Below are 26,838 nucleotides of genomic sequence, written 5' to 3'. Positions count from 1 at the left end.
ACCTCGATGCGCATCGACCGGGCCGGCTGGCCCTTCATCACCGTCCCGCTCGCCCCGGCGGTCGCCCTGGGGGTGCTGGGTCGGGTGACCGGTGCGCGCGGCGCGCGGCTGGCGGCCTGGCCACTGGTCGGCCTGTCCGCCTACATGGCGCTGTTCTTCCGGGACCCGCAGCGCAGCTGCGACACCGCCCCCGTCGGCGGGGACGACGTGGTCTCCCCCGCCGACGGCATGGTGATGGTCGCCGGCCCCGCGCAGGAGGGCGTCGCCCCCGAACCGGCCCCCGAGGGCGGCTGGCAGCAGGTCAGCATCTTCCTGTCGGTGGTCGACGTGCACGTGAACCGGTCGCCCTACCGCGGCACGGTCACCAGCAGCAGCTACACCCCCGGCAGCTTCCTGGCCGCCTACCGGGCCGAGAGCGCGCACCGCAACGAGCGCAGCGAGATCTGGCTGGCCGACGGGGACCGCACCGTGGTCTTCCGGCAGCTCGTCGGCGTGCTCGCCCGCCGGATCGTCACCCGCACCGGCCCGGGCGCGCAGCTGGCCACCGGCGAGCGGATGGGCCTGATGAAGTTCGGCTCGCGGATGGACGTCTTCCTGCCCGCCGATGCCGTGCTGGCGGTCACCAAGGGCCAGCGGGTCCGGGGCGGCGAGACGGTCATCGCCCGCTGGGGCACCTCGAGCGACGGCGGGAGACCGTGACCCGCGAGGGCACGCGGCGGACGCAGACGGTCGAGTTCGTCCGCAGCTCCTCCCGCCGGGGCCGCAGCCGGGCCCGCTCGTGGCTGCCCAGCCTGTTCACGCTGGGCAACATGCTGTGCGGGTTCGCCGCGATCCTGGTGGCCTTCCGCGGCCAGTACGGCCTGGCCTGCGTGCTGATCGGCGCCTCGGTGGTCCTGGACATCGCCGACGGCGCGGTCGCCCGGATGGTCGGCGCCGTCTCCCCCTTCGGCCTGCAGTTCGACTCCCTCGCCGACCTGGTGTCCTTCGGCCTGGCGCCCTCGCTGCTGACCTTCGCGCTGTTCTCCGCCGGCCGCGACGGCTTCGACCCCCTGGGGTGGATCGCCTGCTTCGTGTGGGTGGCCTGCGCGGCGATCCGGCTCGCCCGGTTCAACACCACGGTCGACCCGACCGCGGACAAGCGGTTCTTCGTCGGCCTGCCGAGCCCCGGCGCGGCCGGGGTGGTGATGGCCAGCGTGTTCGCCTTCTCCGACGTCCTGGAGGGCCGCGACCGGCTGTGGGTGCTGCTGGTCGTGCTCGTCCCCGGGCTGCTGATGATCTCCACGATCCGCTGGCGGTCGTTCCGGTCGCTGGTCAGCCCGAAGAGCCGGCGCCCCTACGGTCTGGTCACCGCCGCCGTGCTGATCGCCGTCGGTCTGGCCACGGTCCCGGTGCTGACCTTCTGCGTGGTGGCCTACGGCTACCTCCTCTCCCCCCTGCTGGTGCCGGTGGTGTCCCCGCTGGGGCGGCTGGTGCCGGCCCGGGTCAAGGAGCTGCTGTCGTGACGGTGCGACCGGTCGGGCCGGGCGACGTCGACGCCGTCGTCGCCCTGGTCCGCGAGCTCGCCGAGTACGAGCGCAGCCTGGACGAGGCGCGGATGACCTCGGCCCAGCTGCACACCGCCCTGTTCGGCGACTCCCCGGCGCTGTTCGGCCACGTCGCGGTGGACGACGAGGGCGCCGTCGTCGGGCTCGCGCTGTGGTTCCTGAGCTTCTCCACCTGGCGCGGCACGCACGGGGTGCACCTGGAGGACCTCTACGTCTCCCCCGCCCAGCGCGGCACCGGCCTGGGCCGCGAGCTGCTGCGCACGCTGGCCGCCCTGTGCGTGGACCGCGGCTACGCCCGGCTGGAGTGGTCGGTGCTGGACTGGAACACCCCCGCCGTGGAGTTCTACCGCGCCGCCGGCGCCCGCCCGCAGGAGGGCTGGTCGGTCTTCCGGCTGACCGACACCGCACTGACCGAGTTCGCCCGGGAGAGGACGACGACGTGAGCGAGCGCAGGCCGAGCGAGTGCTGGCTGACCGACATGGACGGCGTCCTGGTGCACGAGGGCCTGGCCCTGCCCGGTGCGGCGGACTTCCTGCAGCGGCTGGTCGACCGGGAGCGGCGCTTCCTGGTGCTCACCAACAACTCGATCTTCACCCCGCGCGACCTCGCCGCCCGGCTGCAGCGCTCGGGCCTGCACGTGCCCGAGGGAGCCATCTGGACCTCGGCGCTGGCCACCGCGGACTTCCTGGCCGCCCAGCTGCCCGGCGGGTCGGCCTACGTCGTCGGCGAGGCCGGGCTGACCACCGCGCTGCACGAGGCCGGCTACACCATCACCGACACCGAGCCGGACTACGTGGTGCTCGGCGAGACCCGCACCTACAGCTTCGAGGCGATCACCCGGGCCATCCGGCTGGTCGAGGCCGGGGCGCGCTTCATCGCCACGAACCCCGACGTCACCGGCCCCTCGCCCGAGGGCTCGCTGCCGGCCACCGGGTCGGTCGCCGCGCTGATCACCAAGGCCACCGGTGCCGAGCCCTACTTCGTCGGCAAGCCCAACCCGATGATGTTCCGCTCGGCCCTCAACCGGATCGACGGGCACTCGGAGTCCACCACGATGATCGGCGACCGGATGGACACCGACATCGTCGCGGGCATCGAGGCCGGCCTGGAGACCGTGCTGGTGCTGACCGGCTCCACCCGGGCCGAGGACGTGTCCCGCTTCCCCTTCCGGCCCAGCCGGGTCGTCGACTCCATCGCCGACGTCATCGACCTGGTCTGAGGAAGGACCCTCAGCGGTCGGAGTACGCCAGCCGGGCCTCGGGGGTGGCCAGGAACCAGCACACGCCGGCCACGCAGGCCAGCACCGGCAGGCCCAGCAGCGGGCGGTCGGCCTCGAACGCGGTCACGTAGCCCAGCGCGCCCAGCAGCACCTGCAGCACGACCACCGGCCCGCGCGCCCAGCCGGCCACCCGGCGCAGCCCGCCGGCGCACGCGGCCAGCGCCCCGGCACCCAGCAGCACGTAGACCACCTCGGCCAGCGCCCGGCCGACGCTGTCGGGGTCGCCGGTCAGCGTCAGCCAGAGCACGACGCCGGCCACCACGAGCGTCGCGGCGGCCTCCAGGCCCACCAGCAGCGCCGCCAGGCGCACCGCGCGGGGTGCGGCGTCCGCCGGCGCCCGGGCCGGCCGGGGGGCGGACTCGCGGGCGGTGCCGCCCAGCAGCCGCTCGGTCCACCGCCGGCCACCGGGGTCCTGCCCACCTGCTGCCACGGCCCGAGGCTACGCGGGGCGCCCCGCCCCGCTGGCTACTGTCGGGGTCATGCGCGCGCTCCTGGTGACCAACCCGGCGGCGACGACCACCACCGCGAAGGTCCGCGACGTGCTGGTCCGGGCGTTGTCCAGCGACCTCAAGGTCGACGTCGCCGAGACCACCCACCGGGGCCACGCCCACGAGCTGGGGGCGCAGGCCACCGCGGACGGCGTGGACGTCGTGGTCACCCTCGGCGGCGACGGGACCGTCAACGAGACGGTCAACGGCATGCTCGCCGACGGCCCCGGCGCACACGTGCCCACCCTCGCTGTCGTCCCGGGCGGGTCGACCAACGTCGTCGCCCGGGCGCTGGGCCGTTCCCGGGACCCGGTGGAGGCCACCGCGGAGATCCTGGAGTCGCTGCGGGCCGGTCGGACCCGCCGGATCTCCCTGGGGACGGCGAGCGCGCAGGTCGCCACCGAGACCGACATCGCGTGGGGACCGGGGTGGACCGCGCCGCGGTGGTTCGTCTTCTCCGCCGGCCTCGGGTTCGACGCCGACGTGATCCGCCGGGTCGAGGAGCAGCGGGCCCGCGGGCGGCGCTCCACCGGCAGCCTGTACGTGCGCGCCGGCACCCGGGCCTTCCTGCTGGGGCCCGACCGCCGCCGCCCCTCGATGACGCTGCGGGTCCCGGGCCAGCCGCCGGTGGCCGACCTCTTCCTCTGCCTGGTCGCCAACGTCAACCCGTGGACCTACCTCGGCGCCCGCCCCATCGCGCCGAGCCCCGAGGCCGGCTTCGACACCGGGCTGGCGGCGTTCGCGATGGGCCGGGTCGGTGCGGTGTCGATGCTGGGCACGCTGCGCACCGCGATGTCCGACCGCCCGCACGCCGCGGGCCGGCGGGTGCACCGGCGGCACGACCTGGCCGAGCTGGAGGTGACGTCCAGCCGCCCGCAGGAGTGGCAGCTCGACGGTGACCACCTCGGCCCGGCGACGGCCCTGCGGGTGCGCGGCGTCCCCGACGCCCTGGACGTCGTCGTCTGATCCGCACGGCAGCCCGCGGTCAGGCTGCTGACAGCTGCGCGGGGTACCCGGTGGCCCGCCGGGGTGGCGGACCTGGTAGTGGCGTGGTGAGGTTGCTCATACGGAGGGATGGCGAGCGGCTGAACTGCTTGACAGCTCCCCGTCGCGTGAAACGATCGACCACGAACGCAACCCGCTGGTAACACCAGCGTGCGATGTGCCGCCGACGGCGATCCAGCCGTCGTCGGCCGACCAGGACCGGCTCGCGCCGGCACCGGGGTCCGGGCACACCGTAGACGACACCGAGGAGCACACCGACATGGACTGGCGCCACCGCGCCCTCTGCCGGGACGAGGACCCCGAGCTCTTCTTCCCGATCGGGACGACGGGCCCTGCGGTCACCCAGATCGAGCAGGCCAAGGCTGTGTGCCACCGCTGTCCGGTGGTGCAGTCCTGCCTCGAGTGGGCACTCACCTCCGGCCAGGACTCCGGCGTCTGGGGTGGGCTCTCCGAGGACGAGCGCCGCGCCCTCAAGCGCCGAACCCAGCGCGCCCGCGTCCGCACCTGACCCGACGCGCCCCCGCACCGACCCCGGAGCCGGTCACCACGACGTGGTGACCGGCTCCGTGTGCGTCCGGGGCAGGTACGTCTCCAGCAGGCGCGGCTGCAGCGGGTGCGTCAGCGGCGGGCGCGGCCGGCACCGGGCAGCTCGAGGACCACGAGGGTGCCCGGGCCCTCCGGCGGCGCGCTGATCGCCAGCCGTCCGTGCAGCTCGCTGGTGACCAACGTCGACACGATCTGCAGGCCGAGCCCCCGGCTGGCCGTGGCGTCGAACCCCGGGGGCAGGCCGCGCCCGTCGTCGGCGATCCGGACCACCAGGTCGTGGCCGTCGCGCTCGGCGACCAGCTCGATGCTGCCGGCGGGGCCGTCGACGAAGGCGTGCTCGACCGCGTTGTGCAGCAGCTCGGTCACCGCCAGCACCAGCGGGGTGGCGTTGACCGCGGGCAGCTCGCCGAACCGGCCGGTCCGCCGGATCACCGCCGAGGGACCCACCGACGCCACGTCGCCCAGCATGGGCAGCACCTGGTCGAGCACCTCGTCGACGTCGACGACGTCCTCCCGGCTGCCGGCCAGGGTCTCGTGCACCACCGCGATCGACGCCACCCGGCGGACCGCCTCCAGCAGTGCGTCGCGCGCCGCGGGCTCGGCCACCCGGCGGGCCTGCAGGCGCAGCAGCGCCGCGACGGTCTGCAGGTTGTTCTTCACCCGGTGGTGGATCTCCCGGATGGTCGCGTCCTTGGTCATCAGCGCCCGGTCGCGGCGCCGGACGTCGGTGACGTCCCGGACCAGCACGAGCGCGCCGTGCTCGCCGCCGGGGGCCTGCAGGGGCAGCGCGCGCACCAGCATCGTGGCGGCCTGGCCCTCGACGTCCAGCGGGTCGGGGAACCGGCCGGCCACGGCGGCGGCGATGTGCGCGGCGACCACCTCGCCCGCCACCCGGTCGGTCGCCGTCCGGCGGGTCAGCTCGGCCAGGTCGGCCCCGACGACGTCCCCGGTCAGGCCCATCCGCCGGTAGGCCGACAGCGCGTTGGGGCTGGCGTAGACCGCCCGGCCCGCGCCGTCCAGCCGGACCAGGCCGTCGCCCACCCGGGGGCTCATCTCGGCGTCCTCGAGCATGCGGGGCGGGAAGGTGCCCGCGGAGACCATCTGGCCGAGCTCGGCCGCGATGTCCAGGTAGGTCAGCTCCAGCTCCGACGGCGGCCGGCTGGCCGAGATCCGGGTGTCCCGGGCGAGCACCGCGACCACCGCGCCCTCGTGCCGCACGGGCAGCACCTCCCGGCGGCGGGGAGCGGACCCCGACCCGTCGGGCTCCTCGACCACCGGCCGGCCGCCCTGGTGCACCTCGACGAAGGAGGCCGCGGCCTCGCCCTGGACCTCGATGCCGACCAGGTCCTCGGGCTGGGTGGTCGGCGCGGTCAGCGGGCGGACCTGGGCCACGCACCACCACGCGCCGCCGGCCAGCGGCACCCAGAGGGTGAGGTCGGCGAAGGACAGGTCGGCGAGCAGCTGCCAGTCGGCCACCAGCCGGCGTGCGTGGTCGGCCTGGGAGGGGCTGACCGCCGGTGCGCGGGAGAGCCGGTCGGACAGGCTGCTGCGCGGCGGCGTCACCTGCGGCCCCGGGCTCAGGCGGTGACGGTGGCGATGAGGTCGCCCTCCTGGAGGACCTCGCCCTCCACCACGTGCAGCTCGGTGACGGTGCCCGCCCGCTCGGTCAGCACCGGGATCTCCATCTTCATGGACTCCAGGATCACCAGCGTGTCACCGGCCGCGACCTCGGCGCCGGGGGCGACCAGCACCTTCCAGACGCTGGAGACCATCTCGGCGTGGATCTCCTCGACCGCCACCGGCGGACCTCCTCGTGCAGCGTGCGGATGTCGGCACCATCCAACCACCCGGTCAGTCCGCCGCCAGGTGGTGCAGGACCTGGCACACCGCCGCCCCGTCGTGCGGCACGCCGGTCTCGGGCAGCCCGGTGAGGACGTCGGCCACCCGGCCCGCCGCGGTCCGGGTGTCCGGTCCGCCGGCGCTCACCGTGGCCAGCAGGGCGTCGTACCAGCCGTCCACCCGGTCCCCCGGGGCGTAGCCGCCCACCGCCACCACCTCGGCGTCGACCGGGCCGGGCAGGTCGGGCAGCCGGCCGGTCACCCGCCCGGCCACCCCGGGCGGCAGCGTGGCCCGCAGCTGGGCGACCACGGCCGGCCGCGGCGGGGTGCTGGCCCCGGGCCGCAGCCGACCGGTCGCGCAGCGCAGCGCGAGGTCGACGGCGTCCACGCCGTGCGCCCGCTCCAGGACCGCGAGGTCCAGGGAGAAGCCCGCGGCCACCTCGGCCAGCGCGCCGTCGGGGTCGATGCCCACCGTGACCAGGCCCCGCCAGCCCACCTCGGCCAGCCGCCGGGCCGCGCGCGGCAGGTCGGGGGCACCGGCGGCCGGCCAGCCCACCGGCGTCCAGGACACCCGGGCGGTGCCGGCGTCCCGGTCGCGGCGGACGGGGGTCACGTACCGCAGGCCCTCGGCGGTGACGACGGCCAGGAAGCCCTGCTCGCTGGCCGGCTCGGCGCCGTCCCCGCCCAGCCGCTCGAGGACGGCGGCGGACGGGCCGACCCAGGTCAGCCCGGCGGCGACCACGGCCGACGCCAGCTCGACGTTGCCGGCCAGCGCCGGCGGGACGGGCAGCACCGCGTCCACCCCGCTGCGGCGGGCGGCCTCCACCAGCCGCGGGACCGACAGGTAGGACTCCGCCGCCGGCGCGGGCCCCAGCCACACGGCGTCGTCGGCCAGCCGCACGTGCCGGGCGTCGCGCTCGCTGGCCGAGTGCACGGCCACCGTCTTGACCCCGAGCGCCTCCGCGGCCCGGATGACGGCGCACGCCATCGGCCCCCGCCCCGCCACCAGGACGCTCCCGATGCCCGTCCCGCCGGTGTCCGCCACAGCGCGCCCCCTCGTCCTGCGTCGACCTGCCCGCCGGGGGACGGATCCCCCGTGCTCCCCCGGTCCATGCCCCGACCTGGGTCCCGCACACCCTGGACCACTGCTCGTCGGTGCGCCGTCCGGCGCGCGGGCCGGCAGCCCGACCAGGGCTCGTGAGACCCTGGACGGCCGGAGCCCGAGGACCTCGGGACCCCCGTGAGGAGAGGAGGGCAGCGATGTCCAAGCGTGGACGCAAGCGGCGCGCCCGCAAGAAGAGCGGCGCCAACCACGGCAAGCGGCCCAACGCCTAGGTGCGGTCGCAGAGAGGGCCCGGACGACGACGTCGTCCGGGCCCTCTGTCGTGCGGGGTGCGCTGGTGCTACCGCTCCGTGGTGCGGTCGACCGTGACCTGCTCGACGGTGACCGTGGTGCCGTTCTCCTCGAACGACACCTGGGTCAGCTGCATCTTGATCCGGTCCTTGAGCCCCATCGGCGTGGGGTCACCGCCGCAGCGGTTGCGCACCAGGGCCTTGAACTCCTGCTCGATGCCGAACTCGCGCAGGCACGGCGAGCAGTCCTCGAGGTGCTCGGCGATGACCGCACGCCGGGCGTCGCCGGTCTCGTGGTCCAGGAACTCGAAGACGTGGGTGAGCACGTCGTCGCAGCTGGTGATCTCGCTGTCGCTCACGATGCCGATCCCTCCTCGAACGCTCCCGCCCGGGCGAACCCGCGCTCGCGGGCGTAGCCGGCCAGCAGCTTCTGCAGGCCGCGCCGTCCGCGGTGCAGCCGGGACATCACCGTGCCGATGGGCGTGCCCATGATCTCGGCGATCTCCTTGTAGGCGAACCCCTCGACGTCGGCCAGGTAGACGGCCAGCCGGAAGTCCTCCGGCAGCTGCTGGAGGGCGTCCTTGATGTCGGTGTCGGGGAGGTGGTCCAGCGCCTCCATCTCCGCCGACCGCAGACCGCTGGAGCTGTGCTCCTCGGCGGCGAACAGCTGCCAGTCCTGCACCTGGTCGGTGGGGTACTGCTGCGGCTGCCGCTGCTTCTTGCGGTAGTTGTTGATGTAGGTGTTGGTCAGGATCCGGTACAGCCAGGCCTTGAGGTTCGTGCCCTCGGCGAACTGGTGGAACGCGGAGTAGGCCTTCACGAAGGTCTCCTGCACCAGGTCCTCGGCGTCGGCCGGGTTGCGGGTCATCCGCAGGGCCGCCGGGTACAGCTGGTCCAGGAAGGGCAGGGCGTCGCGCTCGAAGCGGGCGTCGCGCTGGGTCCGGGTCTCGGTCTGCTCGCTGCGGCTGCCGTCGGCCCGCGCCTCGGGGGTCTCGGCCACCACCGGCACCGCGGGCACCGCCGCGGTCGTGTCTTCCGTGCTCTCGTCGGGCACCGGCCGTCCTCTCTGCGGCGCCCGCAGACGGGACACCACGTCGGACGATCCTAGCCGGGCGGCCACCGGTCGGCCGGGCGGTCGACGGGTGACGACGACGTCCGGGGACGTCGCGGGCCGTCGGGCCCGGGTCGGTGCGGAGGAGCTGGTCACGCCCTCTACAAGACCCTCGCCCGCTGCGGCATTCCCCCTCCCTAGGGTGTCCGGTCATGGCGGCGACCCCTGCGGTGCGGGTGCTGGTCCAGGCCCGGGTGGCCCACGTCCTGCACACCTACGACCCCGACGACCACCCCGACGGCATCGGTTTCGGGGAGGCGGCGGTCGCGGCGCTGGGGTCGGACCCGGCGCAGGTCTTCAAGACCCTGGTCGCCCGGGTGGACGGCGCGCTGACCGTGGCGGTGGTCCCGGTCGCCGGCCAGCTGGACCTCAAGGCGCTGGCCGCCGCGGTGGGCGGCCGGAAGGCGGCGATGGCCGACCCGGCCGACGCCGAGCGCAGCAGCGGCTACGTCCGCGGGGGCATCAGCCCGCTGGGCCAGCGCAGGGCGCTGCCCACCGTCGTGGACTCCTCCGCGCTGGGGTTCGCCACCGTGCTGGTCAGCGGCGGCCGGCGGGGGCTGCAGGTCGAGCTGTCCCCCGCCGACCTGGTGGCGCTGACCCGGGCGACCACCGCCGACGTCGGCCGCTGAGCCGGTCGGCCGTGGGCCGTCAGCCGTAGGGCGTCAGCAGCTGGTCGACCGGGGCGAAGTCGTCGGTGAGCACCGGGGCGTCGCCGACGAAGGCGGCCAGGTCCGCGCCGGTGACCACCTGCCAGGGCAGCGCCCGCCCGGCCAGCGCCGCCGCGATCGCCTCGGTGTCCAACGGGCTCCGCGAGGCCACCGCGACCACGTTGCCGCCGTCCTGCCCGGCCACGACCGGTGCCCGGGCGAGCAGGGCGACGTGCGGGAAGACCTCGGCCATCGTGGCCAGCTCGGCCCGCAGGAAGGACAGCGGGCCGTGGTCGATGAGGTTCACCGCGTAGACGCCGTCGTCGGCCAGGGCGGTGTCGACCAGCTGCAGGGCCTCGACGGTGGTCAGCTGCCAGGGCACGGCGAGCCCGCCGAAGGCGTCGCCGACGACCAGGTCCCGGGTGCCGGGCGGCTCCTGGGTCAGCCCGGTCCGGGCGTCGCCGACGTCGACCCGCAGCTGCGCCGAGGTCTCCAGGCCCAGCTCGTCCCGGTCGACGGCCAGCACGCCGGCGTCGACCTCCAGGACCCGGCTGGTGGTGCCGGGCCGGACCTCGGCCAGGTAGCGGGGCAGGGTCAGCCCTCCCCCGCCGATGTGCAGCGCGGACAGCGCCTCACCCGGCCGGCCCAGGGTGTCGGTGACCGACGCGACCGCGCGGACGTAGCCGAACTCCAGGTGGGTGGGGTCGTCGAGGTCGACGTAGGAGTGCCGCAGGGTGTCCAGGACGAGGGTCCGGCCGCCGTCGCGGTAGGGGTCGGCCACCACCCGGGCGCAGTGGTACGTCGTCTCGACCTGGCACGGCTGCGGGGCCACCACGGCCAGCCCGGTGCCGGCCAGCGTGGCCACCAGCAGCGCGCCGGGCAGCCGGGCGGCGACGGCGCTGCGCCGCAGCACCACCCACAGGCCCACCCCGGTCGCCACCACCACCAGGCCGGTGCCGACCAGGATCACGCTGGTCGGCAGGACCGCCACCAGGACGAACCCGGTGCCGAAGGTGGCCGCGATGCCGCCCAGCGTGCCGATGCCCGACAGCCGCCCGACCACCGTGCCGGTCTCGCGCAGGCTGCCCAGCTGCAGGGCGACCACCATCGGCGGCACCGCCGACAGCAGCGCGGCCGGGAGCACGACGGCGACCGCGGCCAGCAGCAGCACGTTCCCGGCCGCGGCCCCGGACAGCAGCGCGCCGGCGAACCGGACCACCGGCACGACCGCGACCACGAGAGCTCCGCCGGCGACCAGCAGCGGGGCCAGCAGCCCGCGGGGGTCCCGCCGGTCGGCGACCGCTCCCCCGGCCCAGGCCCCCACCGCGATGGCGGCGAGGGCGAACCCGATCACCGCGGTGTTGGTCTGCAGGGTGATGCCCACGTAGGGCGCGATCAGCCGCAGCCCGGCGATCTCGAGCACGAGCACCGCGCCCGACGCCAGGAACGTGACGGCAGCCGCGACCCAGCCCGGCAGCGCGCGGGAGCCGGGCACGACGACGTCCGCGCCGGGGTCCCCGGCGCCGGCTGCGGCGGTCACCTCAGAACAGCGCCGGCTGGTCGGCGGGCTCGGCCACCGACTCCTGGCGGGCGGTGAGCTGCTCGCCGCCGTTGGCCACGTTGCCCACGGCGGGGCCCACCGGGCGGATCTCCAGGCCCTCGACCACCTCGGGCGGGGTCGGTGCGGCCAGGGTCTCGACGTCCTCCCGGTCCAGGTCCAGCCAGTCGGCCCAGCGGTCGCGCGGCAGCACCAGCGGCATCCGGTCGTGGATGTCGGCCAGCGCCCCGACGGCCGGGGCGGTGACCACGGTGCAGCTGTAGAGCCGGTCGTCCCCCCGGCCCCAGACCTCCCAGAGCCCGGCGAGGGCCAGCTCCGAGCCGTCCTGCGGGGTCACGTACCAGGGCTGCTTGCCCGGCGCGTGCGGCTTCGGGGACCACTCGTACCAGCCGTCGGCGGGCACCAGGCAGCGCCGCGAGCGGGCGGCCTTGCTGAACGCCGGCTTGCTGGTCAGCGACTCGACCCGGGCGTTGAGCATCCGGTTGCCCACCGAGACGTCCTTGGCCCAGGAGGGCACCAGGCCCCAGCGGACCACCCGGAGCTCGCGGTGGCTGGCCCCGGTGGGCGCGCCCTCGGCGTCCCGCTCGCGGGCCTGCCGGACGACGTAGACGTCCTTGGTCGGCGCGACGTTGTAGTCCGCGGCCGGCGGCGGCTGGCCCGGGGCCGGGACCGCCTCGAACTCCGCCGCCAGGTCCTCCGGACGGCGGCTGGATGCATAGCGCCCGCACACGGTGGCCTCCCCTGCTCCGCACTGCTCCGACGACTCGACCCGACTGTAGGGCCGGGGTCCGACACCGACGACCTGCCGCTGTGGACAGCGGGATCCGGTGGACGACGTCGGAGTGCCGTCGGCCCGGGCGGGTAGGACAGACCCGACCCACCAGCGACGAGAGGCACGACGACGTGACGAGCACGCAGGACAGCGCGAAGACCGACAGCGGCACCACCGACCGGGCCTACGCCACGGTCAACCCCTTCACCGGCGAGACCGAGCGCGAGTTCGACTCCCTGCCCAGCGACCAGGTGACCGCCGTGGTCGACCGAGCCCACACCGCGTACCTGGACTGGCGCGGGCGCTCGGTGGCCGAGCGGGCCGCGGTGGTCGGCCGGGCCGCGGACCTGATGCTCGAGCGCACCGACGCGTTCGCCGCCCTGATCACCAAGGAGATGGGCAAGCGCATCCAGGAGGCCGCCGGGGAGGTGCAGCTGGCCGCCAGCATCCTGCGCTACTACGCCGACAAGGCCGAGCAGTTCCTGGCCCCGCGCACCATCGAGGTGATGAAGGGCGAGGCCGTCGTCGTCAACGAGCCGACCGGCGTGCTGTTCGCCATCGAGCCGTGGAACTACCCGCTGTACCAGGTGGTCCGGGTGGCCGGCCCGAACCTGACGCTGGGCAACACCATCGTCCTCAAGCACGCCGAGCTCAACCCGCAGTGCGCCCTGGCCCTGGAGGAGCTCTTCCGCGACGCCGGGGCACCCGAGGGCGTCTACACCAACGTCTTCCTCAAGATCTCCGACACCGAGCAGGTGATCAGCCACCCGGCCGTGCAGGGCGTGACCCTGACCGGCAGCGAGAAGGCCGGGTCATCGGTCGCCTCGCTGGCCGGCAAGCACCTGAAGAAGTCGGTGCTGGAGCTCGGCGGCAGCGACCCGTTCGTCGTCCTGGACAGCCCCGACCTGGCCCGCACGGTCAAGGCCGCCACGATGGGCCGGATGGCCAACACCGGCCAGGCCTGCATCGCCGCCAAGCGGATCATCGTGGTCGAGGACGTGTACGACGACTTCGTGGCCGGCATGCAGCAGGCCTTCGGCTCGTTCACCCCCGGCGACCCCGCGGACCCGGCCACCACGCTGGGCCCGCTGTCGACCGAGAAGGCCGCGCAGGACCTGCACGCCCAGATCCAGGACGCGGTGGACAAGGGCGCCACCGTGCTGGCCGGCGGTGGCCGCCCCGACCGCCCCGGTGCGTTCGTCGAGGCCACGCTGCTGGCCGACGTCACCCCGGACATGCGGGCCTACTCCGAGGAGCTCTTCGGCCCGGCCGCGGTGCTCTACAAGGTCGCCGACGCCGACGAGGCCGTGCGGCTGGCCAACGACAGCAGCTACGGGCTGTCCGCGGTGGTCTACAGCGGTGACGCCGACAAGGCCCGCGAGGTGGCCGACCGGCTGGAGTCCGGGATGGTCTGGATCAACCAGCCGTCCGGGTCCTCGCCCGAGCTGCCCTTCGGCGGCGTGAAGCGCTCGGGCTACGGCCGTGAGCTCTCCGAGCTGGGCATGTTCGAGTTCGCCAACCGGCGTCTGGTGCGCACGATGCCCGCGGCCAAGGCCAGCGCGCCCGCGGCCCCGGTCGTCGGGTGACCCCCGGGCAGGGGACGGCGGCCGGGCGCCACCGGTGCGGGTGCAGGGCAGGATGACCGGCATGGACAGCTGGTCGACGCCCCTCGCCCCCCCGACGGTCGACGTCGTCGTCTCCCTGCCCGGCTCCAAGTCGATCACCGCCCGGGCCCTGGTCCTGGCCGCGGTCGCCGACGGCCCGTCGCGGCTGGTCCGGCCGCTGAGGGCCCGCGACACCGACCTGATGGCGGCGGGGCTGCGCGCCCTGGGCGTCGGGGTGACCGAGGACGGCGACGACTGGCTGGTCGTCCCGGGCCCGCTGCGCGGCCCGGCGACGGTCGACGCCGGGCTGGCCGGGACCGTGCTGCGCTTCCTGCCGCCGGTCGCGGCGCTGGCCGACGGGCCGGTCACCCTGGACGGCGACGAGCGGCTGCGCGAGCGCCCCAACGCCGGGCTGATCGAGGGCCTGCGCGGCTGCGGGGTCACCGTCGACGACGGCGGTCGTGGCCGGGCGCCGTTCACCGTGCACGGCACCGGGGCGGTGCGCGGCGGCACGGTCACCGTCGACGCCAGCGAGTCCAGCCAGGTGGTGTCGGGCCTGCTGCTGGCCGCGGCCCGGTTCACCGACGGCCTGGACCTGCGGCTGGCCGGCGGCGTGCCGTCCATGCCGCACGTGCAGATGACCGTGGAGACCCTGGCCGAGCACGGGGTGCTGGTGCAGCGCACCGACACCGGCTGGCGGGTGCACCCGGGGCCGGTGGCCGCGGTGGACCGGGTGGTCGAGCCCGACCTGTCCAACGCCGCCCCGTTCCTGGCCGCCGCGCTGGTCACCGGTGGGCGGGTCACCGTCCGCGACTGGCCGCTGCGCACCACCCAGCCCGGCGCCCAGCTCGAGCAGCTGCTGGTCGTCATGGGCGCGGACGTGCAGCGCACGGCCGACGGCCTGCAGGTCACCGGCGGGGAGACCGTGCGGCCGCTGGTCGCCGACCTGGGCGAGGTCGGCGAGCTGACGCCGGTGCTGGCCGCGCTGTGCGCGCTGGCCGACGGCCCGTCCCGGCTGACCGGCATCGCGCACCTGCGCGGGCACGAGACCGACCGGCTGCAGGCGCTCGACGAGGTGCTGACCGCGGTCGGCGCCACGGTCACCCAGCTGCCCGACGGCCTGGAGATCACCCCCGGTCCGCTCCGCGCGGCCGAGCTGGACTCCTACGCCGACCACCGGATGGTCATGGCCGCCGCGGTGCTCGGCCTGGCCGTCGAGGGCGTGGTCGTCCGGGACCCCGGCGCGGTCGCCAAGACGCTGCCCGACTTCACCGACCGGTGGGCGCAGCTGCTGGCCCCCGGCGTCGGTGCGATGGGCTGAGCAGGTGTCCGGTCGCACGTTCGACAGCCGCTCCGACGAGGACGACGTCCGGGTCCGCCCGGGCCGGCGGGGCTCCCGGCCCCGCACTCGCACCAGGCCCAGCCACGACGACGCCGTCCCCGGGCTGGTGGTCGGGGTCGACCGCGGCCGGATGACCGTACGGGTCGAGGACCCGGGCGGCGGCCACGTCGAGGTCACCGCCATGCGGGCCCGGGAGCTGGGCAAGCACGGCGTGGTCACCGGCGACCGGGTCCGCCTGGTCGGGGACACCAGCGGCCGCACCGACACCCTCGCCCGGATCGTGGTCATCGAGCCGCGGGCCACCACGCTGCGCCGCACGGCCGACGACACCGACCCCACCGAGCGGGTCGTCGTGGCCAACGCCGAGCAGCTGGTGGTCGTCACCGCGATCACCGACCCCGAGCCGCACGTCGGCTTCCTGGACCGCTGTCTGGTGGCTGCCTTCTCCGGCGGGCTGACCCCGCTGCTGTGCCTGACCAAGGCCGACCTGGGCAGCCCCGACGAGCTGCTGGCCAGGTACGCCGGGCTGGAGGTCGAGGCGATCGCGGTCAGCCGGGACACCGACCTCGACGAGCTCCAGCCCCGGCTGGACGGCCGGATCTCGGTGTTCGTCGGCCAGTCCGGGGTCGGCAAGTCCACCCTGGTCAACCGGCTGGTGCCCGACGCCTACCGGGCCACCGGCGGGGTGAGCAAGGTCGGCAAGGGCCGGCACACGTCGTCCTCGGCGGTGCTGCTCGACCTGCCCGGCGGCGGGATGGTCATCGACACCCCGGGCATCCGCAGCTTCGGGCTGGCCGACACCGACCCGGCCGACGTGCTGGCCGCCTTCGACGACCTGGCCGCGGTGGCCCGGGACTGCCCGCCGCTGTGCGCGCACACCGCCGAGGACCCCGACTGCGCGCTGGACGACTGGGCCGCCGAGGGCCCGCCGGCCCGCGGCGAGCGGCTGGCCAGCTTCCGGCGGCTGGTCGCGGCGGTCACCCAGACGCCGAACTGGTGACCCCCGCCCACCGGGAGATCACCCCGGCGGGCGAGAAAACGACCGTTGCCGTTCCGTAGGCCTCAACCGCACGGTGACCGTGCCGATGACCACGGCGTGCCGAGTCTCCTGCCGAGCCCACCCGAGGTGGCCACCCCCCGCGTGATGGCCGCCGTCACCGGGTCGCTGTACTGCGCCGGCGGGTCCGTCGTCCTCGCCGCCGGGCTGGACGGGCTGCCGGTCACCCCGGCCGTGGTCGGCCTGCTGGCCCTCGGGGTGCTGTCGGTGCTCACCGGGCTGGCCTGCCTGCGCTGGGGCCGCCTGCTGGGCCGGGGCGTCTCCCACCTCCTGGTCGCCGCCGGCACCGTCCTCATCGCCGCCGCCTCGCTGCTGGCCGAGCACCCCGCCACGGCCACCGCGCTGGCCGGGCTGATGGTCTTCGTGGCGCTGGACTCGTTCTTCTACTTCGCCGGCCTGGGGGCCGTGCTGCAGCTGCTGGGTGCCATGGCCGGGGGCACGGCGGTGCTGCTGGTCCGCCCGGACGTGCCCGACGCCGTCCCGGTCGCGCTGTGCCTGGTGTGCGTGGCGGTCGCCGTGGTCGTGGGGGCACTCGTGCGCCGCGCCTCCAGCGCCAGCCAGGACCCGCTGACCGGCCTGGCCAACCGGCGCGGGTTCGACGACGCGGTCGATCGGCTGCTGCCGCTGTGCGCCCGCACCGGCACCCCGCTGTCGGCCGCCCTGCTCGACATCGACCACTTCAAAGCGATCAACGACACCCACGGGCACGCCGTCGGGGACGACCTGCTGCGCCTGGTGGCCGACCGCTGGTCACCGGCCCTGCCCGCGGGCGCGGTGCTGGCCCGGCACGGCGGCGACGAGTTCTCCCTGCTGCTGCCCGACTCCGCCGGGCCGGTGGCGCTGGCCGTGGTGGAGCAGCTGCGCAACGCCGTGCCCGAGGTCGGGCTGTCCTGCGGGGTGACCCAGCTGCAGCCCGGGGAGACCGCGTCGCAGCTGATGCGCCGGGCCGACCGGGCGCTGTACCAGGCCAAGGCGGCCGGGCGGGCGCGCAGCGTGCTCGACGACTCCGGCCCCGACCCGCTGGCCACCGAGCTCGCGGCCGCGCTGGCCGGGGACCCGGTCGCCGCCGGTCTGCAGGTCCACTACCAGGGCATCGTCACCCTCGCCGACGGCGCGGTCGTCGGCGTGGAGGCGCTGGCCCGCTGGGCGCACCCCACCCTCGGCCCGCTCTCGCCGGCCCGGTTCATCCCGCTGGCCGAGCAGACCGGGCTCATCGGGGCGCTGGGCGCCCACGTGCTGCGCACGGCCTGCGCGGACCTGGCCGACCTGCACGCGCGCACCGGCCGCCGGCTGCTGCTCACCGTGAACGTCTCGGGCCACCAGCTGTGCGACCCCGACTTCCCCGACCTGGTCGGCGCCGCGCTGGCCGGCACCGGGTGGCCGGCCGGGTCCACGGTGATCGAGGTGACGGAGAACCTGTTCGAGGCGGAGTCCCCCGCCGCGGTGGCGGCCCTGGACACCCTGCGCGAGCAGGGTCTGTCGGTGGCCATCGACGACTTCGGGACCGGCTACTCGTCGCTGGCCCGGCTGGACACGCTGCCGGCGGACTTCCTCAAGCTGGACCACTCGTTCGTCTCGGCGCTGACCACGTCGTCGAAGCGGGCCCGGCTGATGCGCAGCATCATGGCGCTGTCGGACGCCCTGGGGCTGCAGCTCATCGCCGAGGGCGTGGAGACCCCGGCCCAGGCCGACCTGCTCCGCTCGCTGGGCTGCCTCTACGCGCAGGGCTACCACTTCAGCCGACCGGTCCCGATCGCCGAGGTCGAGGCCCTGCTGCCCGCGTCGGCTCAGACCTCGACGGTGCCCCCGCTGCGCCAGTAGACCCCGGCGTCACGGGACAGCAGCCCCTCGTCGACCAGGTAGCGGCGCAGGGCCGCGGTGTCCGGGTGCCAGACCGCCAGCAGCGCGTTGACCTCCCGCTCGGGGTAGCGCACGCCGGGCTCGAAGACCCGCACCAGGTGGTCCAGGACGACCAGCCGCTTGCCGCGGTGCGCCGGGATCGACGTCAGCCGGCCCTCGCGCACGAAGGACTGCAGGACCGCGTCGGCCGCCGGGTCCGGCGACAGCGGCTCCGGGGGCGGCCGGTGCTCCCCCGCCGCCCGGGCCGCCGCGGCGAACACCTCGGTGCGCAGCTGCAGGGCCGCGCCGTCCCGGCGGACCAACCCGCCCCGGCCGAGCCGGCGGGCGGCCAGCGCCACCTCCGTCGGCGTGCGGCCGGTGGCCGCGGCCACCCCGTCGATGTCGGCGGCGCCCAGCGCGAGCGCGGCGACCACGGCCAGGCGCACCTCGTCGGCCAGCAGGCCGGCCAGCTTGGCGGCATCCGGATCGGTACCCACGGTGCTCGACGCTACGGTCACCCGGTGACGAGCGCTCGCGGGTGGACCGAGGACATGCAACTGGCGCACGTGCTGGCCGACCAGGCCGACTCGATCAGCATGGACCGGTTCAAGGCGCAGGACCTGGTGGTGGACACCAAGCCGGACCTGACGCCGGTCACCGACGCCGACCGCGCGGTGGAGCAGCAGCTGCGCAGCTCGCTGGCCCGCACCCGCACCCGGGACGCCGTCCAGGGCGAGGAGTTCGGCACCACCGGGCACGGCTCCAGGCGGTGGGTCATCGACCCGATCGACGGCACGAAGAACTTCGTCCGCGGCGTCCCCGTCTGGGCGACGCTCATCGCCCTGCTGGACGGCGAGACCCCGGTCGTGGGGATGGTCAGCGCCCCGGCGCTGGGCCGGCGCTGGTGGGCCGCCGCCGGGGTGGGCGCCTACACCGGCCGCCGGCTGGAGTCGGCGACCCGCTGCCACGTGTCGGGGGTGACCGAGCTGGCCGACGCCTCGCTGTCCTACTCGTCGCTGTCGGGCTGGGAGGAGCGCGACCGGCTCGACGGCTTCCTCGACCTGACCCGGTCGGTGTGGCGGACCCGGGCCTACGGCGACTTCTGGAGCTACACGATGGTGGCCGAGGGGGCCGTGGACGTCGCCTGCGAACCCGAGGTGTCGCTGTGGGACCTGGCCGCCCTGGACATCATCGTGCGGGAGGCCGGCGGCCGGTTCACCGACCTCGACGGCACCCCCGGCCCGGCCGGCGGGAGTGCGGTGGCCAGCAACGGCCACCTGCACCCCGCCGTCCTGGCGGCGCTGCCCACCCGCTGATCAGCGGGCGGTGCCACCGCCCTTGCCGCCCTGCAGCTTGCTGCGGACCTGGTCGATCTTGGCGCGGTTCTTCGGGTCCTTCGCGAACTGCTGGGCCTTGTCGGTGGCCGTGCGGATGGCGCGCTGGCCCTGGGGGCTCTTGGCGAACTGGGTGAGCTTGCTGATCAGCGATGCCACGAGGGGTCACCTTCCGTGTGCGGGACCTGCGAGCGGGTCCTCCCAGGATCCTCAACGGTGGCAGGTCGCCCGGCGTTCCGCAGGTCAGCCGTCCAGGAAGCCCCCGGCCCGGCCGTTGCGGTCGGCGAGCAGCCCGGCCAGCGTGGACACCGCGATCTCCGCCGGGGCGCGCGAGCCGATGTCCAGCCCGATCGGCCGGTGCACCCGCGCGACCTCGGCCGGCGGCACGCCGAGCGCGGCCAGCGCGGCCACGTGCGGGCCCACGTGCCGGGGGTTGCCCATCAGCCCGATCCACCGGGTGGAGGTCGCGAGGGCATCGCGCAGCACCTCGCCCAGCTCGTCGCGGTGGTGGTCGCAGACGACGACGTCGGCGTGCGGCTCGGCGGGCACCGCGGTCAGCCGGGTCGTGCCGGCGGGCAGCCCGTCCACCTCGCGGTCCCCGGGCTCGACCAGCACGGGGGCGTAGCCGCACTCCGCGCCCAGCCGCAGCAGGGCCGCGGCGACCGGCGAGGCGAACACGGCCACCAGCACCCGGTCGGTCACCGGGTCCGCCGCGTCGCCGTGCGCGACCCCGCAGTTCGGGTCGGCGGTCACCGGGCCGGGCTGTCGCCGTAGGCGTAGCCGGCGTCGGCGTACCGGCCGCCCTCGGCCGCCCCGGGCGGGGCGATCTGCTCCAGCCGGGTCAGGTCGTCGGCAGTCAGCTCGACCGCGTCGGCCCCGGCGTTCTCCTCCAGGTAGCTGCGCCGCTTGGTGCCCGGGATCGGGACGACGTCCTCGCCCTGCGCCGACACCCAGGCCAGCGCCAGCTGCCCGGCGGTGACGCCCTTCTCCGTCGCCAGCGCCCGGACGGCGTCGACCAGCCGCAGGTTGGCGTCGAACGCCTCGCCCTGGAACCGCGGCATGCCCTTCCGGAAGTCGTCGTCGCCGAAGTCGGCGGGGCTGGTGATCGCCCCGGTGAGGAACCCGCGGCCCAGCGGGGAGAACGGCACGATGCCGATCCCGTGCTCGCGGGCGACCGCGAGGACGCCGCTGCTCTCCAGGTCGCGGGTCCACAGCGACCACTCGCTCTGCAGCGCGGTGATCGGGTGCACCGCGGCGGCCCGGCGGACCGAGTCGGCGGAGGCCTCCGACAGCCCCAGGTGCCGGACCTTGCCGGCCTGCACCAGCTCGGCCATCGCCCCGACGGTGTCCTCGATCGGGACCTGCCGGTCCACCCGGTGCTGGTAGTAGAGGTCGATGGTGTCCACGCCCAGGCGGCGCAGGCTGGCCTCGCAGCGGGCCCGCACGTTCTCCGGTCGGCCGTCGATGGCCATCACGCCGTCGGGCTGGCGGGAGATGGAGAACTTGGTGGCCAGCTGGACGTCGTCCCGGCGGGGGCGCAGGCGCTCGGCGAGCAGCTCCCCGTTGTGCCCGTCGCCGTAGACGTCGGGGGGGTCCCAGAAGGGGATGCCCAGCTCGAGGGCCCGGTCCAGGGTCGCGAGGGACTCGTCGCGGTCCGCCGTCCCGTAGGACTGGCTCATCCCCATGCAGCCCAGGCCCTCCGCGGACACGTCGAGGTCGCCAAGCCGGCGCCGGCTGATCGGTGTGGTCATGGGTCGATCCTGCTCACGACCGGGCCAGGCCGTCCACCCGACCGCGCTCGATCCCGGTCAGCGCGAAGCCGAGCACGTCGGCGTTGGCCGCGATCCGCTCCGGGGTGACCGACTTGGGGATGACGACGACGCCGTGGTCCAGGTGCCAGCGCAGCACGACCTGGGCGGTGGTCACCCCGTGCGCCCCGGCGATCTCCACCAGCACCGGGTCGTCGAGGTCGGTGGACTTGAACGGGCTGTAGCCCTCGAGCACCACCCCGCGCTGCCGGTGGCCCTCGAGCACGTCGGCGTCGAAGAGCGAGGGCGCCCAGCGCACCTGGTTCACCGCCGGCATCACCCCCGTCGCCTCGGCCAGCTCGTCGAGCTGGGCCAGGGAGAAGTTCGAGACGCCGACGTCCCGGGCCAGGCCGGCGTCCCGCGCCGCGATGAACTCCCGCCACAGCGCGACGTCGTCGTCCCCGGTGGACCAGTGCACCAGCCACAGGTCGACCTGCTCGACACCGAGGGCGGACAGCGATGCCTCCAGCGTCGACCGGGCGGCCGAGGCCCGCTCCGGGGGCAGCTTGGTGGTCACGAAGACCTCCCTGCGGGGGACGTCGGAGTCCGCCAGCGCCCGGCCGACCTCGGCCTCGTTGCGGTACATCGTGGCGGTGTCCAGGTGCCGGTACCCGGCGTCCAGGGCGGCCCGGACGGCGTCCGTGCACGCGGTCCCGGTGATCTGCCAGGTGCCGAACCCCAGCAGCGGCATGGCTCCGCCGCCGGGCAGTGCGGCCGTGGGCTGCTGCGTCGCTGTCATGCCCGGTGCCCTGCCCGGGGACGGCGGCACCGACACGTGGGATCGTCGGCACGGACCGGGGACCCCGGCCGCCCCGCACACCCACGCTGGAGGACCTCCCGTGCAGTACGCCGAGTCCGTCGTCGACCTCATCGGGAACACCCCGCTGGTGCGCCTGACCAAGGTCACCGAGCACCTGGGTCCTGACGCCCCGCTGGTGCTGGCCAAGGTCGAGTACGTCAACCCGGGCGGGTCGGTCAAGGACCGCATCGCCGTGCGGATGATCGACGCCGCGGAGGCGTCGGGGGCCCTGCAGCCCGGCGGCACGATCGTGGAGCCCACCAGCGGCAACACCGGTGTCGGGTTGGCCATCGTGGCCCAGCAGCGCGGCTACAAGTGCATCTTCATCTGCCCGGACAAGGTCAGCGCGGACAAGGTCAACACGCTGCGGGCCTACGGCGCGCAGGTCGTGGTCTGCCCGACCGCGGTGGACCCGTCGGACCCGCGGTCCTACTACTCGGTCTCCGACCGGCTCGCCCGGGAGACCCCCGGCGGCTGGAAGCCCGACCAGTACTCCAACCCGAACAACCCGCGCAGCCACTACGAGACCACCGGCCCGGAGATCTGGGCGCAGACCGACGGCCGGGTCACCCACTTCGTCACCGGTGCCGGCACCGGCGGCACCATCTCCGGCGTCGGGCGCTACCTCAAGGAGGCCTCCGGCGGTGCGGTGCAGGTCATCGGCGCCGACCCGGAGGGCTCGGTCTACTCCGGCGGCACCGGGCGGCCCTACCTGGTCGAGGGCGTCGGCGAGGACTTCTGGCCCTCGACCTACGACCAGACCGTGGCCGACGAGATAGTCGCGGTCAGCGACGGCGACTCCTTCGCGATGACCCGGCGGCTGGCCCGCGAGGAGGGCCTGCTGGTCGGCGGCTCCTGCGGCATGGCCGTGGTCGCCGCGCTGCGGGTGGCGGAGAAGCTGACCAAGGACGACGTCCTGGTGGTGCTGCTGCCCGACGGCGGCCGCGGCTACCTGAAGAAGATCTTCGACGACGAGTGGATGGCCGACTACGGCTTCGTCGAGGCCGCCGACGGCGAGACCGTGGGCGAGCTGCTGCGGGCCAAGTCCGGCGACGGCGACGCGCTGCCGGCCCTGGTGCACACCCACCCCACCGAGACCGTCCGCGAGGCCATCGACATCCTGCGCGAGTACGGCGTCTCCCAGATGCCGGTCGTGCGGGCCGAGCCGCCGGTCACCGCCGGCGAGGTGGTCGGCTCGGTCGAGGAGAAGGCGCTGCTGGACGCGCTGTTCTCCGGTGCCGCCGCACTGTCGGACACCCTGGAGAAGCACATGAGCGCGCCGCTGCCGATCATCGGCTCCGGCGAGCCGGTGTCCGCCGCGGTCGCCGCCCTCGGCGGCGCCGACGCGCTGCTGGTGCACGAGGACGGGAAGCCCGCCGGCGTGGTCACCCGGCAGGACGTGCTCGGCCACCTCGCCGGCATCCCCGCCGCCGTGCCTCCTACGGTGACGGCATGACCGACCCGCACTCCCCCGCGTCGACGCACGGCTTCAGCACCCGGGCGATCCACGCCGGCCAGGAGCCCGACCCGACCACCGGCGCCGTCGTCGTCCCGCTGCACCTGACCAGCACCTACAAGCAGGACGGTGTCGGCGGGCTGCGCCAGGGCTACGAGTACAGCCGCAGCGCCAACCCGACCCGCACCGCGCTGCAGGACGCGCTGGCGTCCCTGGAGCAGGGCGCCACCGGCCTGGCGTTCGCCTCCGGGCTGGCCGCCGAGGACGCCCTGCTGCGCACCGTGCTGAACCCCGGCGACCACCTGGTCATCCCGATCGACGCCTACGGCGGCACGTTCCGGCTGATCAGCAAGGTGCTGCAGCGCTGGGGCGTCGACCACACCCCGGTCGACCTCGGTGACCTGGACGCCGTCCGGGCCGCGTTCCGGCCGACCACGAAGCTGGTCTGGTGCGAGACGCCGACCAACCCGCTGCTGGGCATCGCCGACATCGCCGCGCTGGCCCAGCTGGCCCACGAGCACGGCGCGCTGCTCGCGGTGGACAACACCTTCGCCTCGCCCTACCTGCAGCAGCCGCTGCCCCTGGGCGCCGACGTGGTCGTGCACTCCACGACGAAGTACCTGGGCGGGCACTCCGACGTCGTCGGCGGGGCGCTGGTCGCCGGCACCGCCGAGCTCGGTGAGCAGCTGGCCTTCCACCAGAACGCGATGGGCGCGGTCGCCGGGCCCTTCGACGCCTGGCTGGTCATGCGCGGCATCAAGACCCTCGGCGTGCGGATGGACCGGCACCAGGCGAACGCCGGGGAGGTGGCCGAGTTCCTGACCTCCCACGCGGCGGTCTCCTCGGTGCTGTACCCCGGGCTGCCGGACCACCCCGGCCACGAGATCGCGGCGAAGCAGATGTCGGGCTTCGGCGGGATGCTGTCGTTCCGCCTGCGCGGCGGCGAGGAGGCGGCGCTGGCCGTCTGCGAGCGCGCCCAGGTGTTCACCCTCGCCGAGTCCCTGGGCGGCGTGGAGTCCCTCGTCGAGCACCCGCACCGGATGACGCACGCCTCGGTCGCCGGCTCCGCGCTGGAGGTGCCCGCCGACCTGGTCCGGCTGTCCGTCGGCATCGAGGACGCCACCGACCTGTTGGCGGACCTGGAGCAGATGCTCGCCTGAGATCCCTGCATGGCCGGCCGGCGGAGGTGGGCACCGCGGTCCGGTGAGCACCCTCGCCGACCGCGTGTCCGTCGTCGTCGCCACCCGGGACCGCCGGGCATCGCTGCTGCGCACGCTGCACGCCCTGCCCGCCGGTCCCGAGGTGGTCGTGGTGGACAACGGGTCCGAGGACGGCTCGGCCACCGCGGCCCGCCGGCTGGGCGCCACGGTGCTGGCCCTGCCGCGCAACGCCGGCGCGGCCGCCCGCACCGACGGCGTCCGCCGGGCCGGGACCCCCTACGTCGCCTTCGCCGACGACGACTCGTGGTGGGCGCCCGGCGCGCTGGAGCGGGCCGTCGAGCTGCTGGAGGCCCACCCCCGGCTCGGCGTCGTCGTCGCCCGGGTGCTGCTGGCCGACGGCCGGGAGGACGCCGTCAGCCAGGAGCTCGCCCGCGCCCCGCTCGGCCGCTCCCCCGGTGCACCGGGCCCGGACGCGCTCAGCTTCCCGGCCTTCGCCGCCGTCCTCCGGCGGGAGGCCTACCTGGCCACCGGCGGCTTCTCCCGGCTGCTGTTCTTCGGCGGCGAGGAGCACCTGCTCGCCCTGGACCTCGCCGCCGCCGGTTGGCAGCTGGCCCACTGCGCCGACGTCGTCGCCCGGCACGACCCGGCCGCGGGGGACGTGGCACCGGACCGCTGGGCCCGGCAGACCCGCAACGACCTGCTGGTCACCTGGCTCCGGCTCCCGGTTGCGACCGCGCTGCGGCACACCGCGGCGCTGGGCGCCCGGGCGGTCCGGGAACCCGCCGCGGCCCGCGCCCTCGCCGGTGTGCTGCGCCTGCTGCCGGCCGCGCTGGCCCGCCGCCGGCCGGTCCCGCGGGCGCTCGCCGACCGGTTCGCCGCCGCCCAGCGCCCGCTGGGGTGACCCCCGGGAGGACGGCGACCTGGCCAGACGCGTCCGGCGTCCCGTACCGTTCGCCAGGCGAAGCCGCACCCTCGTGCCCCGCCGTCCGCAGAGGAGAACGATGAGCCTGACCGCTGCACCCCGGCTGGTCGACCCGCGGACCAGCGAGGGCACGGAGTACGTGCGGGCCCTGGACCGCGGGCTGGCCGTCATCCGGGCCTTCGACCGCGAGCACCCGCGCCGCACGCTGGCCGAGGTCGCCCGCGCCGTCGGGCTGGCCCCGGCCACCGCGCGCCGGCTGCTGCACACCCTGCAGTCCCTGGACTACGTCGTCACCGACGGGCAGACCTGGTCGCTGCGGCCACGGGTGCTCGAGCTGGGCCAGGCCTACCTGGCGACCACCACGGTGTGGGACGTCGTCCGGGAGCGGTTGACCCGGCTGGCCGCCGACGTCGAGGAGACCGCGTCGGCCGGCGTGCTCGAGGGCTCCGACGTGCTCTACACGGTGCGGGTGCCCTACCGCCGGATCATGAGCATGAACGTGGAGGTGGGCACCCGGATCCCGGCCTACGCCTCCTCGATGGGCCGGGTGCTGCTGGCCGGGCTGCCCCCCGCCGAGCTGGACGGCGTGCTGGCCGGGGTCGAGCTGGCCCCGATCACCCCGCAGACGCTCACCTCGGTCGACCAGCTGCGGGCGGTGGTCGCCGACGTCCGGGAGTCCGGCGTCTGCGTGCTGGAGCAGGAGCTGGAGGCCGGCGTGCAGTGCGTCGCCGCCCCCGTGCACGACCGGGACGGCGGCGTCGTCGCGGCGGTCACCGTCTCCTCGCACACCACCCGGGTCACCCCCGAGGAGCTGCGCGGACGGCTGCTGCCGGCCGTGCTGCAGGCCGCCGCGGACATCACCGAGGACCTCCGCCACCGCGGCTGAGGCTCGGACCTCGACAGCTCAGTCGGGCAGCCGGTCCAGCACGCGGTCGGTCAGCGCGGTCAGCGCCTGCAGCTGCGCCGGCGTCAGGTCGGCGAAGAAGAGCTCCCGCACGGTGTCCACGTGCGCGGGCGCCGCGGCCTCGATCGCGGCCCGGCCGGCCGGGGTCAGCACGACGTCGGAGCCGCGGGCGTCGCCGGCGGCGCCGGTCCGCTCGACCAGGCCGCGGGCGCCCATCCGGGTCAGGTGGTGGGACAGCCGGCTCTTCTCCCAGCCCAGCGCTGCGCACAGCTCGCGCGAGCGCACCCGCCCGCCGTCGGTCTCCGACAGCTTCACCAGCACGTCGAAGTCGGCCAGGGAGAGGTCGCTGTCGGCCTGCAGCTGGCGGTTCAGCGCCGCGGGCAGCCGGGTGGTCAGCAGCAGCCACCGCCGCCACAGGTGCTGCTGCTCGTCGTCCAACCAGGTCACGGCGACAGCCTAGACCGCTGTCGTT

At 75.3% G+C, this 26,838-nt stretch carries 31 protein-coding genes; 17 read left to right on the top strand and 14 right to left on the bottom strand.

What is annotated here, in order from left to right:
• Nucleotides 1-6: 6 nt before the first annotated feature.
• The 4 genes from LFA75_RS16970 to LFA75_RS16955 are packed head-to-tail and all read left to right on the top strand — an operon-like array spanning nt 7 to nt 2,763.
• A complete protein-coding gene (locus tag LFA75_RS16970) occupies nt 7-699 on the top strand; it encodes a phosphatidylserine decarboxylase (protein WP_225234779.1) in 693 nt (230 codons plus the stop codon).
• Complete coding sequence (gene pssA, locus LFA75_RS16965; RefSeq protein ID WP_225234778.1) at nt 696-1,502, top strand: CDP-diacylglycerol--serine O-phosphatidyltransferase; 807 nt, start codon at nt 696-698, stop codon at nt 1,500-1,502. Before LFA75_RS16970 ends, pssA begins: the two co-directional genes overlap by 4 nt.
• A complete protein-coding gene (locus tag LFA75_RS16960; RefSeq protein ID WP_225234777.1) occupies nt 1,499-1,987 on the top strand; it encodes a GNAT family N-acetyltransferase in 489 nt (162 codons plus the stop codon). Before pssA ends, LFA75_RS16960 begins: the two co-directional genes overlap by 4 nt.
• Complete coding sequence (locus tag LFA75_RS16955; protein ID WP_225234776.1) at nt 1,984-2,763, top strand: HAD-IIA family hydrolase; 780 nt, start codon at nt 1,984-1,986, stop codon at nt 2,761-2,763. Before LFA75_RS16960 ends, LFA75_RS16955 begins: the two co-directional genes overlap by 4 nt.
• A gap of 10 nt (nt 2,764-2,773) precedes the next feature.
• On the opposite strand, the gene LFA75_RS16950 is transcribed toward LFA75_RS16955, so the two are convergent.
• Nucleotides 2,774-3,253: a hypothetical protein gene (locus LFA75_RS16950; RefSeq protein WP_225234775.1), complete on the bottom strand. Its 480-nt coding sequence runs from the start codon at nt 3,251-3,253 to the stop codon at nt 2,774-2,776.
• A gap of 49 nt (nt 3,254-3,302) precedes the next feature.
• Here LFA75_RS16950 and LFA75_RS16945 point away from each other — a divergent pair, with 49 nt between their 5' ends.
• Both LFA75_RS16945 and LFA75_RS16940 read left to right on the top strand, forming a co-directional pair.
• The gene (locus tag LFA75_RS16945; RefSeq protein ID WP_225234774.1) at nt 3,303-4,277 is read left to right on the top strand and encodes a diacylglycerol/lipid kinase family protein; all 975 of its coding nucleotides are present in this window, start codon (nt 3,303-3,305) and stop codon (nt 4,275-4,277) included.
• A gap of 196 nt (nt 4,278-4,473) precedes the next feature.
• Nucleotides 4,474-4,824, top strand: a complete 351-nt coding sequence (locus tag LFA75_RS16940; RefSeq protein ID WP_455428463.1) for a WhiB family transcriptional regulator — start codon at nt 4,474-4,476, stop codon at nt 4,822-4,824.
• Nucleotides 4,825-4,934: 110 nt separating this feature from the next.
• On the opposite strand, the gene LFA75_RS16935 is transcribed toward LFA75_RS16940, so the two are convergent.
• From LFA75_RS16935 to LFA75_RS16925, 3 genes are read right to left on the bottom strand one after another with little or no spacing between them, the layout of a single operon-like run.
• The gene (locus LFA75_RS16935) at nt 4,935-6,425 is read right to left on the bottom strand and encodes a sensor histidine kinase (RefSeq protein WP_225234773.1); all 1,491 of its coding nucleotides are present in this window, start codon (nt 6,423-6,425) and stop codon (nt 4,935-4,937) included.
• Nucleotides 6,426-6,439: 14 nt separating this feature from the next.
• Nucleotides 6,440-6,661, bottom strand: coding sequence for a biotin/lipoyl-binding carrier protein (locus tag LFA75_RS16930; protein ID WP_091242349.1), 222 nt, complete (start codon nt 6,659-6,661; stop codon nt 6,440-6,442).
• A gap of 52 nt (nt 6,662-6,713) precedes the next feature.
• On the bottom strand, nt 6,714-7,745 hold the full coding sequence (locus LFA75_RS16925; protein WP_225234772.1) for a biotin carboxylase N-terminal domain-containing protein: 1,032 nt from the start codon (nt 7,743-7,745) through the stop codon (nt 6,714-6,716).
• Between the two features lie 215 nt (nt 7,746-7,960).
• Here LFA75_RS16925 and LFA75_RS24160 point away from each other — a divergent pair, with 215 nt between their 5' ends.
• Entirely contained in the window at nt 7,961-8,035 is a 75-nt protein-coding gene (locus tag LFA75_RS24160) for a 50S ribosomal protein bL37 (RefSeq protein ID WP_014742531.1), read from the top strand.
• Nucleotides 8,036-8,103: 68 nt separating this feature from the next.
• Here the strand turns inward: LFA75_RS24160 and rsrA are convergent, their stop codons facing one another.
• Nucleotides 8,104-8,412 (bottom strand): mycothiol system anti-sigma-R factor, encoded by a 309-nt coding sequence (rsrA, locus tag LFA75_RS16920; RefSeq protein WP_225234771.1) that lies wholly within the window; start codon nt 8,410-8,412, stop codon nt 8,104-8,106.
• Nucleotides 8,409-9,107 carry a sigma-70 family RNA polymerase sigma factor gene (locus LFA75_RS16915; RefSeq protein WP_318250019.1) on the bottom strand — a complete coding sequence of 233 codons (699 nt, stop codon included), beginning with the start codon at nt 9,105-9,107 and terminating at the stop codon, nt 8,409-8,411. Before LFA75_RS16915 ends, rsrA begins: the two co-directional genes overlap by 4 nt.
• A gap of 209 nt (nt 9,108-9,316) precedes the next feature.
• Between LFA75_RS16915 and ybaK the strand changes: the two genes are divergently transcribed.
• Entirely contained in the window at nt 9,317-9,793 is a 477-nt protein-coding gene (gene ybaK, locus LFA75_RS16910) for a Cys-tRNA(Pro) deacylase (RefSeq protein ID WP_225234770.1), read from the top strand.
• Nucleotides 9,794-9,812: 19 nt separating this feature from the next.
• Here the strand turns inward: ybaK and LFA75_RS16905 are convergent, their stop codons facing one another.
• Nucleotides 9,813-11,351 (bottom strand): fused MFS/spermidine synthase, encoded by a 1,539-nt coding sequence (locus tag LFA75_RS16905; RefSeq protein WP_225234769.1) that lies wholly within the window; start codon nt 11,349-11,351, stop codon nt 9,813-9,815.
• A gap of 1 nt (nt 11,352) precedes the next feature.
• Nucleotides 11,353-12,099 (bottom strand): SOS response-associated peptidase, encoded by a 747-nt coding sequence (locus LFA75_RS16900; RefSeq protein ID WP_225234768.1) that lies wholly within the window; start codon nt 12,097-12,099, stop codon nt 11,353-11,355.
• Nucleotides 12,100-12,272: 173 nt separating this feature from the next.
• On the opposite strand from LFA75_RS16900, the gene LFA75_RS16895 reads away from it, so the two are divergent.
• The 4 genes from LFA75_RS16895 to LFA75_RS16880 all read left to right on the top strand — a co-directional run bounded on the left by LFA75_RS16895 (nt 12,273) and on the right by LFA75_RS16880 (nt 17,965).
• Nucleotides 12,273-13,727, top strand: coding sequence for an NAD-dependent succinate-semialdehyde dehydrogenase (locus tag LFA75_RS16895; RefSeq protein WP_225234767.1), 1,455 nt, complete (start codon nt 12,273-12,275; stop codon nt 13,725-13,727).
• A 61-nt stretch (nt 13,728-13,788) separates the two neighbouring features.
• Entirely contained in the window at nt 13,789-15,066 is a 1,278-nt protein-coding gene (gene aroA, locus LFA75_RS16890) for a 3-phosphoshikimate 1-carboxyvinyltransferase (RefSeq protein ID WP_225234766.1), read from the top strand.
• A gap of 4 nt (nt 15,067-15,070) precedes the next feature.
• Nucleotides 15,071-16,087, top strand: coding sequence for a ribosome small subunit-dependent GTPase A (gene rsgA, locus LFA75_RS16885; RefSeq protein WP_225234765.1), 1,017 nt, complete (start codon nt 15,071-15,073; stop codon nt 16,085-16,087).
• A gap of 126 nt (nt 16,088-16,213) precedes the next feature.
• On the top strand, nt 16,214-17,965 hold the full coding sequence (locus LFA75_RS16880; protein WP_225234764.1) for a putative bifunctional diguanylate cyclase/phosphodiesterase: 1,752 nt from the start codon (nt 16,214-16,216) through the stop codon (nt 17,963-17,965).
• On the opposite strand, the gene LFA75_RS16875 is transcribed toward LFA75_RS16880, so the two are convergent.
• Nucleotides 17,932-18,480 (bottom strand): DUF2087 domain-containing protein, encoded by a 549-nt coding sequence (locus LFA75_RS16875; protein ID WP_225234763.1) that lies wholly within the window; start codon nt 18,478-18,480, stop codon nt 17,932-17,934. The two genes, LFA75_RS16880 and LFA75_RS16875, sit on opposite strands and share 34 nt — an antisense overlap.
• A gap of 24 nt (nt 18,481-18,504) precedes the next feature.
• Between LFA75_RS16875 and hisN the strand changes: the two genes are divergently transcribed.
• On the top strand, nt 18,505-19,299 hold the full coding sequence (hisN, locus tag LFA75_RS16870; RefSeq protein ID WP_318250017.1) for a histidinol-phosphatase: 795 nt from the start codon (nt 18,505-18,507) through the stop codon (nt 19,297-19,299).
• Here the strand turns inward: hisN and LFA75_RS16865 are convergent, their stop codons facing one another.
• The 4 genes from LFA75_RS16865 to LFA75_RS16850 all read right to left on the bottom strand — a co-directional run bounded on the left by LFA75_RS16865 (nt 19,300) and on the right by LFA75_RS16850 (nt 21,864).
• Nucleotides 19,300-19,476, bottom strand: coding sequence for a hypothetical protein (locus tag LFA75_RS16865; RefSeq protein WP_225234762.1), 177 nt, complete (start codon nt 19,474-19,476; stop codon nt 19,300-19,302).
• 84 nt (nt 19,477-19,560) lie between these two features.
• Entirely contained in the window at nt 19,561-20,070 is a 510-nt protein-coding gene (locus LFA75_RS16860) for an XdhC family protein (protein ID WP_225234761.1), read from the bottom strand.
• Nucleotides 20,067-21,068, bottom strand: coding sequence for an aldo/keto reductase (locus LFA75_RS16855; protein ID WP_225234760.1), 1,002 nt, complete (start codon nt 21,066-21,068; stop codon nt 20,067-20,069). Before LFA75_RS16855 ends, LFA75_RS16860 begins: the two co-directional genes overlap by 4 nt.
• Nucleotides 21,069-21,081: 13 nt before the next feature.
• The gene (locus LFA75_RS16850; RefSeq protein ID WP_225234759.1) at nt 21,082-21,864 is read right to left on the bottom strand and encodes an aldo/keto reductase; all 783 of its coding nucleotides are present in this window, start codon (nt 21,862-21,864) and stop codon (nt 21,082-21,084) included.
• Nucleotides 21,865-21,964: 100 nt separating this feature from the next.
• On the opposite strand from LFA75_RS16850, the gene LFA75_RS16845 reads away from it, so the two are divergent.
• The 4 genes from LFA75_RS16845 (at nt 21,965) to LFA75_RS16830 (ending at nt 26,348) form a co-directional block, all read left to right on the top strand.
• Nucleotides 21,965-23,380 (top strand): cystathionine beta-synthase, encoded by a 1,416-nt coding sequence (locus LFA75_RS16845; protein ID WP_225234758.1) that lies wholly within the window; start codon nt 21,965-21,967, stop codon nt 23,378-23,380.
• On the top strand, nt 23,377-24,540 hold the full coding sequence (locus tag LFA75_RS16840) for a cystathionine gamma-synthase (protein ID WP_225234757.1): 1,164 nt from the start codon (nt 23,377-23,379) through the stop codon (nt 24,538-24,540). Before LFA75_RS16845 ends, LFA75_RS16840 begins: the two co-directional genes overlap by 4 nt.
• Nucleotides 24,541-24,583: 43 nt before the next feature.
• A complete protein-coding gene (locus tag LFA75_RS16835; RefSeq protein WP_225234756.1) occupies nt 24,584-25,441 on the top strand; it encodes a glycosyltransferase family 2 protein in 858 nt (285 codons plus the stop codon).
• 100 nt (nt 25,442-25,541) lie between these two features.
• Nucleotides 25,542-26,348 (top strand): IclR family transcriptional regulator domain-containing protein, encoded by an 807-nt coding sequence (locus tag LFA75_RS16830; protein WP_225234755.1) that lies wholly within the window; start codon nt 25,542-25,544, stop codon nt 26,346-26,348.
• Between the two features lie 18 nt (nt 26,349-26,366).
• On the opposite strand, the gene LFA75_RS16825 is transcribed toward LFA75_RS16830, so the two are convergent.
• Nucleotides 26,367-26,813 (bottom strand): MarR family winged helix-turn-helix transcriptional regulator, encoded by a 447-nt coding sequence (locus tag LFA75_RS16825; protein ID WP_225234754.1) that lies wholly within the window; start codon nt 26,811-26,813, stop codon nt 26,367-26,369.
• Nucleotides 26,814-26,838 lie beyond the last annotated feature (25 nt).

Origin of the sequence: Klenkia terrae, from assembly GCF_900491935.1 — a bacterium.
Lineage (GTDB): Bacteria > Actinomycetota > Actinomycetes > Mycobacteriales > Geodermatophilaceae > Klenkia > Klenkia terrae.
Note: the sequence above shows the minus strand (reverse complement) of the source record. Positions and strands in the feature narration are given on the sequence as shown.